This is a genomic window from Streptomyces sp. NPDC033136 (assembly GCF_055578235.1).
Map to the genome: position 1 here is coordinate 38,748 of NZ_JBVIPD010000025.1, position 6,000 is coordinate 44,747.

The 6,000-nt window shown below is 71.8% G+C and carries 4 protein-coding genes; 3 read left to right on the forward strand and 1 reads right to left on the reverse strand.

Features of this window, described 5'->3' with window-relative positions; genetic code table 11:
- Positions 1–182: 182 nt before the first annotated feature.
- Positions 183–2,732, forward strand: a complete 2,550-nt coding sequence (locus ACZ5TL_RS32910; protein ID WP_468594539.1) for a WD40 repeat domain-containing protein — start codon at positions 183–185, stop codon at positions 2,730–2,732.
- On the opposite strand, the gene ACZ5TL_RS32915 is transcribed toward ACZ5TL_RS32910, so the two are convergent.
- A complete protein-coding gene (locus tag ACZ5TL_RS32915; RefSeq protein WP_468594540.1) occupies positions 2,624–3,106 on the reverse strand; it encodes a hypothetical protein in 483 nt (160 codons plus the stop codon). The two genes, ACZ5TL_RS32910 and ACZ5TL_RS32915, sit on opposite strands and share 109 nt — an antisense overlap.
- A 396-nt stretch (positions 3,107–3,502) precedes the next feature.
- On the opposite strand from ACZ5TL_RS32915, the gene ACZ5TL_RS32920 reads away from it, so the two are divergent.
- The gene (locus ACZ5TL_RS32920; RefSeq protein WP_468594441.1) at positions 3,503–4,855 is read left to right on the forward strand and encodes a hemolysin family protein; all 1,353 of its coding nucleotides are present in this window, start codon (positions 3,503–3,505) and stop codon (positions 4,853–4,855) included.
- On the forward strand, positions 4,852–5,874 hold the full coding sequence (locus ACZ5TL_RS32925; protein ID WP_468594443.1) for a hemolysin family protein: 1,023 nt from the start codon (positions 4,852–4,854) through the stop codon (positions 5,872–5,874). The genes ACZ5TL_RS32920 and ACZ5TL_RS32925 overlap by 4 nt, the downstream gene beginning before the upstream one ends.
- Positions 5,875–6,000: the final 126 nt, after the last annotated feature.

Consider the following 6,000-nt stretch of genomic DNA (forward strand, 5'->3'; position numbering starts at 1 on the left):
GCCGGCTCTCCGCCGCCCAGGAACACTTCGGCAGCGCACCGCGCGAGGACCTGTCCGACGTGGAGCAGGCCTTCCTCGACGCCAGCCGCGACCACGAGCAGAAGGGCCGTCGCCGGTACCGGCTGGTGCTCACCACGGTCACCGCCGCCCTGTGCCTCGCCCTCGTCGCCGCCGGCCTCGCCGTGGAGCAGTGGCAGAGCGCGGTCACCGCCCAGCACCTGGCCCAGTCCCGGCAACTGGCCGCCCAGTCCAGCGCACTGCTGGACTCCGAACCCGACCTCGCCTCACTGCTCGCTGTCCACGCCCACCGAACCAGCCCGACCCGCGAGGCCACCGCCGCCCTGTATGCCGCAGCGGCGCTACCGCTGCGCAAGCGCCTGACCAGCGGCACCGAACCCGTGGGCGCCATCGCCCTCAGCCCGGACGGACGCACCCTCGCCACCCACAGCCGTGACGGCAGCATACGGATCTGGGATCTGCCCGGCGGCCGGCTCCGACACATGTTCACCGGCCAGAGCAGAGAAGTCGGCGAAGTCTCGGCGTTCAGCCCTGACGGACGCACCCTTGCCGTCGCTACCGGCGGGAAGATAAGCCTGTGGGATCCGGTCACCGGCAGGAACCTCAGAATCCTCAATGTCCCCGACGGCTCGGTACGCGGGATGGCCTTCAGCCCTGACGGTCGTACCGTGGCCGCCGCCTCCCCGGCGGCTGTACGGGTCTGGGACGTGGCCACCGGCCGCACGCGCTTCACCAGCCGCTCCGACCCGCAGGCGGTCGCCTTCGGCCCTGGCGGACGTACCGTCGCCGCGGTAGGCCTCAGCGGACGGGTGCGGGTGTGGGACGTGGCCACCGGCCGTACCCGGACCGCCCGCGACAGCCCCATCGAGGGCCGTGCGGTGGCCTTCAGCCGTGACGGCCGGGCATACGCGGTTGTCCGCACCGACGGTTTGGTGCAGCTGCGGGAGGTGGCCACGGGCATCGTCCGGCGCACCTTCAGGGACGGTCCCATCGGAGTGAACGAGGTGGCCTTCACCCCGGACGGGCAAACCCTCGCCGTCCCGGGCCGTGGGGACACGGTGCGACTGTGGGACACCGCCTCCGGCACGGCGCGGGCCACCGTGACCGCCGGTCACCACGGACGCGGGGCCCTGAAAATGGCCCTCAGCGCGGACGGCCGCACCCTGGTGACCAGTAGCAACCTGGACCCCACCGTCCGCGTCCACCGCCTGACTGCTCATCACCCGCGGACCGCCCTGTCAGGCCATGCCGCCACGCACGTCACCGACATGGCATTCAGCCCGGACGGGCGCGCGATGGCCACGGTTCACCAAGGCCCGTCCGGCCGTGGCTCAGTACGGCTTTGGGATGTCGGAACCGGCGATCGCGCAGCGACACTGGCGCTCGACACCGACCCGGCCCTCCAGGAAAGACAACTGCCTCTCACGATCTCCCGCCCTGTGGCGGTGGGGTTCAGCCCGACCGGGCGCGCCCTGGCGGCCAGGGCCGGCAAGAACAGAACGATCGAGGTCCTGGATGTTGCCACGGGCCGTCTTCACCGAAGCCGCGCCCTGGGCGCCATCGAGACGGCGGTCTTCAGTCCCGACGGGACCCAGCTCGCCGTCGTCGGCATGGACGGATCTGTGCGGATCTGGCACCTCGCAACCGGCGCTCTGCATACCGCCCACACCGGCCGCAGCCAACCGGCCAGGGCAGTGGCGTTCGCCCCGGACGGCCGCACACTTGCCGTCGTGCGCGTCAAGGCCAGCGACGAGGTCACGCTGTTCGATGCCGCAACCGGCCGCACACAGCGCATCATCAAGCCGGGCAACCGGGGCCCGCTGTCCCTCACGTTCAGCCCGGACGGGCGCACTCTGGCCACGGTGGGCAGCGGTAGCGGTGTCGTGAAGACATGGGATGCGCGCACCGGTCAGCTCCACGACAGCTTCCGTGCCAGCGGTGAGGTGGCGTCGCCGGTTTTCAGCCCAGATGGACGCACCCTGGCCGCAGGCAGCGCAAGAGGAGTCCAGCTGTGGGACCTCGCCACCCGTCAGCCCAGAATCACCCTGCTCGCCCGCCCGCTCGCAGCAGTGGCGTTCAGCCCGGACGGACGGACCCTGGCCATCAACGCGGACAGCTCCGTCGGGCTGTGGGACGTCGACCTGCCCGACCCGGCCCGCGCAATCCGCACCATCTGCGCAACCGTCGACACCACGCTCACCCGTTCGGAACAGTCCCGCTACCTGCCCGACCCATCCACGCGAACCGGCTGCCGGCCGGCCGCGCGACAGGATCTCACCGCATCACCACGCCCCCCGTGTCCTGAGGACCCAGGAGGCAGCTCGGGCGTCATCGCGGCCGGCGTGCCGACTGGCTTCCCAGTCATCCGTCGGGGCTCCGACCGGGTCGGCGACGGCCTTCGCCTCTCGCGCCGATGCGCCGTAGAGGCCGACGGCTTCGCGCGGTTCCGTCAGGGCGAGCGGCCGTGCGGGTACCGGCCAGCACTGTGGCCAGACCGCCGGATCGACACGCTGCTGCCGGGGCGGGCCCGCAAGCGGGACCATCGATGTCTCAACACGAGTGACAAGCGATCGGTGCCCAACCCGAACCCCCGGACCCGCACCGGCTACGAAGATCTGACCCCGCCATCCGCCCGGCGCAACTCTCCCGCCGCGAGGACGACACATGCGGCTCCGGCGAAGAGCAAGCCGGGAATGGCGAGCATGCTGCGCTGATCGCTTTCGAGGACGGCCTCGTACTGGCTGTGCGAGACCTCGATCGTGCCGCGCGCGTAGGGAGTCGTGTCGAGAACGAAGTACCGGCCGTCCCTGACCTCCGGCGACTGCAGGTTTCCCACGCCGACCATGCTGGAAAGCGTCAGCACGACGCCCGCGACGGCCAGCACCCCAAGCATCGCCTGCATCTTGCCGGGCAGACACCGGAAGGCGAGCCACACCGCGTGCCGGTCCGCTCCGCTCAAGAACGTGCGCACCAGGGCAGCGGTGAAGATCGGAAAGAGCAGCACCGTGATCGCCACCAGCGGCCACTGCGAGCCTGCCAGCGGCAAGGTCCCCGGCAGCCACGTGAGCGCGGCGAGCGACAGCAGCACGGTGCTCAACCCGGCCGCGATCCCCCCGTGCAACTTGAAGCTCCACCCCATACCCCCAGAACCTGCCATACCCGCCGCTCCGATTCACTGCCGTGACTCGGCAGAGATGCCTGCTCCCCGATGCCTGGTTCCGCTTCGAGCCGGCCCGTGCCTTCCGTGCCGCCCGTGTGGCTGGAAGCTTTGCCTCCGCATCTTCGGGCAGATGCATCTACACGGTCGTAGAATCCGGGAACACCGGTGCGACGGTGAACGTTGTGCCGGAGACAGACCACACATAAGGAGCATGTTCTTGTCCGCCAGACCGACGGACCCTCCGGGGCACAGTCCCCGGCCATCCCGCCACGGCGAGAGTGATCGCGGCACACGGCGGGGTGCCGCCTCGCAGTTGATGCGTCGATGAGTGCCGCCGAGGCCCTGCTGGGGCTGCTCGCCGTGTTCGTGCTGACCGCCGGCACCGGCTACTTCGTCGCCCAGGAGTTCGCCTACGTCTCCGCCGACCGGCTCACCCTCGCGCGTGAGGCCGAGGCGGGGGACCGCAATGCCGCCCGTGCCCTGAAGGTGCTGGAGCGGCTGTCGTTCATGCTGTCGGGCGCGCAGCTCGGCATCACCGTCACCGGACTGGTCGTCGGCTTCATCGCCGAGCCGTCGGTTTCCGCGCTGCTGAAGCCCGCCCTGTCCGGGTTCGGCCTGCCCGGCGCGGCCGTGAGCGGTGTCTCCGTGGTGCTCGCCTTCGTGCTGGCCACCGTCGTGCAGATGGTGCTGGGCGAACTGGCCCCGAAGAACCTCGCCATCGCCGTCCCCGAGCGGCTGGCGAAGGCGCTGGCCCCGTCCACACTGACGTATCTGAAGGTCGTCGGACCCGTCGTCCACGTCTTCGACAGCGCGGCGAACAGGCTGCTGCGCAAGGTCGGTATCGAGCCGGTCGAGGAGCTGCACCACGGCGCCACGCTGGAGGAGCTGGGCCATCTGATCGGCGAGTCCCACGAGCGGGGCGCGCTGCCCAAGGACACCGCCGCGCTGCTGGACCACGCGCTGGAGTTCTCCGAGCGCACCCTCGACGAGGTGATGGTGCCCCGTGCCGACGCCGTCTTCGTCCGCAAGGACGCCGGCGCCGACGAGGCGATCGGCCTGATCGCCCGGCACGGTCACTCCAACTACCCGGTGCTCGGCGACCATCCGGACGACATCGCGGGCGTGCTGGGCGTGCGCGAGCTGATGGCGCTGCCCGCCTCCCGTCTCGCCGGTGCGACCGCCGGTGAGGTGGCCCGGCGGCCGCTGCTGCTGCCGGACACCCTGGCGCTGCCCGACGCGGTGACGCGGATGCGGGAGCAGGACGACGAGTTCGCGGTCGTCCTCGACGAGCACGGCGGCGTGGCCGGCATCGTCACCTACGAGGACATCGCCGAGGAACTCGTCGGTGACATCGCCGACGAGTCGGACAAGGTCACCGTGCTCGCCGTCGCGGACGGCGACGGCTGGCTGGTGGACGCGGGCCGCCGGCTGGACGAGGTGGCCGAGGCCACCGGGGTCCAGCTGCCGGAGGACGACGACTACGACACCGTGGCCGGTCTGGTCGTGGACCGGCTCGGCCGCTTCCCGACGGTCGGCGACCGGGTGACGGTCGAGCTGCCCCGCGGCGGCCGCGCGGTGATCCACGTCCGCACGCTGGACCGGCACGTCGCCGACCGCGTCCGGATCGTTCCGCTCGTGGACGCCGAGGAGACCGAGGAAGCCGAGGAGATGGCGTGAGTTTCCCGATGGCGGTCTTCGTGACCGTGCTGCTGCTGGTCGGCAGCGGCTTCTTCGTGGCGGCCGAGTTCGCGCTGGTCGCCGCCAAGCGGCACCGCATGGAGAAGGCGGCGTCCGAGGGGCGGCGCGGCGCCGGGGCGGCTCTGGCCGGTATGCGCGAGCTGTCGCTGATGCTGGCCGGCGCCCAGCTGGGCATCACCGTGTGCACTCTCGGCCTGGGCTCGGTGTCCAAGCCGGCGATCTCGCACGAACTCGACCCGCTGCTGCACCAGCTGGGCCTGCCCAGCGCCGTGAGCTACGGCGTCGCGTTCGCCGTGGCGATGGTCGTGGTGGTGTTCCTGCACATGGTGGTCGGCGAGATGGCGCCCAAGTCGTGGGCGATCGCCCACCCCGAGCGTTCGGCGATGCTGCTGTCGCCGCCCTTCCGGGCCGTGGTGCGGGCCGTGCGTCCGCTGATCCGGCTGCTCAACTGGGTGAGCAACGGCCTGGTACGGCTGTGCCGGGTCGCGCCGCGTGACGAGCTGGCCTCGGTGCACAACCGGGAGCAGCTGACGCACCTGGTGGAGGAGTCCGAGCGGCTGGGTCTGATCAGCGCGGCCGACTCGGAGCTGCTGACCCGGTCGCTGACCGAGCCGGAGACTCCGGTCGCCGCGCTGCGGATCCCGGCCGCCGAGATCATCTGGGTCGAGGGCGGCTCCGGCATCGACGGTCTGCTGCGGCTGGCCGCCGACCACGACCGCACCCGGCTGCTCGTCCGGGAGAACGGCGTCGTCCTCGGGTCCGTGCACGCCCGGGACGCCCTGGTCGCCCGGGCCCGGGGGCGTGCCACCACCGCGCGTGACCTCGCCCGGCCGGTGCCCGAGGTGACGGAGGGCACCACGGTCGCCGACGCGATCGAGGTGCTGCGCCGCCGCCGGTCGTCCCTGGCCGTGGTCCGCGACGGTTCCGGGCGGCTCACCGGCGTGGTCACGCTGGACGACCTGCTGGCCCGGCTGATGCAGCCGGCCGCGGCGGCCTGACGGGGACGGGGCCCGAACCTCCCGCACATCTGCACACCGTGCGCCGGGCGGGGGGGGGGGGGGGGGGGGGGAGGGGAAAGGGGGGGGGAGGGGGGGGGAGGGGGGGGGAAAAGTTACCGATGGTGT

What these genes read in the sequence shown, in the direction of transcription:
- ACZ5TL_RS32920 (WP_468594441.1), top strand. Translation starts at nt 3,503, where the DNA reads ATGAGTGCCGCCGAGGCCCTGCTGGGGCTGCTCGCCGTGTTCGTGCTG.